1 protein-coding gene is annotated in these 3,084 nt (G+C 71.4%); it reads right to left on the bottom strand.

What is annotated here, in order from left to right:
- On the bottom strand, window positions 1-3,084 hold a 3,084-nt coding region (locus tag JX283_RS06965; protein ID WP_204829927.1), incomplete at both ends, for a SpaA isopeptide-forming pilin-related protein.

The following is a 3,084-nucleotide window of genomic DNA, read 5'->3' on the forward strand; positions in this document are numbered from 1 at the left end:
ACGTAGGCGAGGGCCGGCCCGTCGGCGCCGGCGGGCTCCACCGGGGCCTGGGGCACCGCGTCGGTCACGGTGACGCCCCGGGCCGCGTCATCGCCGCCGTTGGTCACCGTCAGCCGGTAGGTGACGGTCTGGCCCTCCACCACGGCGATAGGCCCGTCGGTGAAGGAGTCGGGGTCGCCCGTAGCGCTCTGGGACTTCTCGATGGAGAGGTCGGGCCACACCGCCGTGTTCGTGAAGCCCAGCGCGCACCCGTCACTCTCCACCACGCCCTCGAGGACCTTGTCCACCGCCTGGTAGCCGGGGGCGTCCCCCTCGGTCACCTCCACCTCGGTACCCACGGGCAGGCCGGACACGGTGGCCGTCTGGCCGTGGGAGAGTCCCAGCCCGAACGTGCCCCGGGCGGGGTCGGTGCTGTCGGCCGCCACGGCCACCTCGGTCTCCTCGGGCTCGCCGCCGTCGGAGGCTACGGACACGGCCAGTCTCTCCGGGAGCGCGCACGCCTCCGGCACCGTCACCGCCACGTCGAACGTGAAGGCCTGGTTCCTCTGGTCGTCCGTGAGGCCGGAGCCGCCCTCGGCGGGCAGCACCTCCTTGGACAGGGACAGCGTCGCGGTGGGCACGTTGGCAACCTCCACCACGGGCGCCCCGCCCACGGCGTCGCCCATCTGGGCACCGGACTCACGGGNGTTGGCCACGCTCAGGACGCCGTCGTCACACGCGAGGACGATGGGCGCCGCCGGGGCGGCATAGCCGTCGGGGGCCGCCACCTCCCGCAGGGCGAAGCGGGCGGAGCCGGTCTCGGGGAACCCGTGGGTGAGGGTGACGGACNCGTCCTCCGCGGTGGTGGCCCTCTCCAGGGCGTCGCCGACCGCCTCCCCGCCCTCGCCGAGGGCGTAGAGCTCGAAGGTCACCCCGGCCAGGGGCGCGGACGTGGCGCCGTCCGTCTTCACCAGGCGCAGCGTGGCCACACCCTTGGCGTTCACGAAGGGGGCCGAGAACACCTTGCCGTCGGGGTCGTCCTCCCCTATCTCGACGACGCCCTCATGGACGGCGTCGTACGGCGTCTTGGTGNAGAAGCCCGATCCGTCCGGCACGGTCTCGGTCACCCGGTAGCGGGTGCCTGCGGGCAGGCCGCGGACCTCTATGGTCTCGCCGTGGTGGAGGGGGATGGTGTCGCCGCTCTTGAGGGAGCCCCACTCGTCCCGGCCGATGAAGTGGTAGGAGCGGTCGCCGTCGAGGGGCCTGCCCTCCCCGTCNGTGAACTCGAAGGTGAAGGAGAAGCTGCGCAGGTAGTCCTCGGAGGTGAGGCCGTCGCCCTCCACCGTCTTGCTCACCTCGAGGGTGCCGGTCTTTTCCGGGTCCACCTCGCGGTCGGTGACCACCACGACGTTGAGCAGGCTGAAGAGCCCGGTGATGTCCNGNCCCTCGATGTCGTCGAAGTTGACCCCGCTGGCCCCGCTCTCGGTGCGAAGGGCCTGGGTGTCCTGGCTCACCGCGGCACGGACGTAGCCGGTGTCGGTGACGAAGAACGGGCGCACGGTCNGGCCGCCGTCCTCGTCGGACAGCCCGTAGTCGACCAGGGCGTTCTGACCGTAGACGAGACGCATGATACGGGGCTGGGCGGGATCGCCGGAGTCGGGGAGCTCCATGGCGGTCCAGTCGCCGTCCCATCCACCGCTCGGCTTCGTCTGCCCCGCGGCCAGGATACGCCGGAGGGTGATGTTCACATCGCCCTTGGTGTACTTGACCATGGTCTGGGTGAGCTTGCCCACCCCGGCCATGACTGTGACGCCGTCGTCGGCGTCACCCGCGTCGGCGTAGATGGAGTAGACGCCCACCTTCACGGGGATCACAGTGTCGTTGGCCTCGTAGCCCTCGGGGACGCCGGTCTCCTTGAGGTAGTAGGTGGCCATGGAGGAGTTGTCGGAGGTGGCCGGGGTGTCGGGCCAGACCATCCGGCCGTGGCCGTCCTCCTGGGCCTCGCCGGGCCCGAATACGAGCATGCCGTCGACCCCGTCCACCGTGGCCGTGGTACCCGCGGCCACGGGCGCGCCNTCGCAGGCGGCATTGTCGTAGAGGGAGAAGGTGGCCCCGTTCACGGGGGCACCCNTCTGGNCCACCTTCATCACGCGGAGCTGCCGTACCTCGTTGGGCACGTTGATCACCGAGCGGTAGTTGCGGACGAAGTCGCGGATGTCCACGGCGGAGTAGCCCCTGGAGACCGCCTCCGGGGCGGCCAGGTCGAGGCGGTCGAGGAGCCCGTCCACGTCGTCTCCCTGGACCGCCTGGCCCAGGGCGAGGTAGCGCTCCTCCGGGGCCATGGCCCCCACCGCCTCGGGGCCGAGGCCCGTCACCTCGGCGATGGCCTCGGCGTCGATGAAGCCGTAGAGCATGCGCATGTCCCCCTGGGCGTTGACCTGGAGGTAGCGGTCGGAGCGCCCGGGCAGGTCGTAGAGGGTGCCGGCGATGCGCCCCGTGGCCTCGTCCCAACCGAGGTACCACGGCTGGGCGCCACTGTCCCGGGCGTACAGGGCCGCCTGACGCAGGGCACCGGCGAGGGTCGCCCGCCGCACCTGCACGAGGCGCTCCCCGTAGTCNTCGCTCCGCNCGTACTCCANGGCGNCGAAGCCGTTGAGGTTGTCGCCGTAGAGGGGCAGCCAGGCGTCCGCCCTCCTCAGCATGGGCACCGCCAGGACGAGGCCGCCGCGCTGGGTGTCGGTGTCGATGGGCGTGGCGCCGTCGGGCTTTGACACCAGGCCGCCGTCCTCGGCGAAGTCGCCGTAGAAGATGCCTCCCGGCTGCCCGGTCACAAGGACGTTGAAACCGGCGTAGGCTCCGGTCTGGTAGCGGTTGTTGACCCTGAACTGGCTGGTGGCCGGGTTGTAGGAGAGCACGATGTCCTGGGGCAGCGACTTGTAGCCCGCGGGCGCCCGGGTCTCCCGAAGCACGTAGAGCAACCCGTCACCGGTGGCCTGGTTGTAGCGGTCGGCGAAGTTGAGGGGGTCGCCGTTCCCCTCCACGAACCGGGCCACGCCGTCGTCCCCGGTGGTGACACCCGAGGCGACGGGTGCGGAGGAGAGCCGG

The organism is Olsenella sp. CU969 (assembly GCF_905219715.1).
In the GTDB taxonomy this organism is placed as follows: domain Bacteria; phylum Actinomycetota; class Coriobacteriia; order Coriobacteriales; family Atopobiaceae; genus Granulimonas; species Granulimonas faecalis.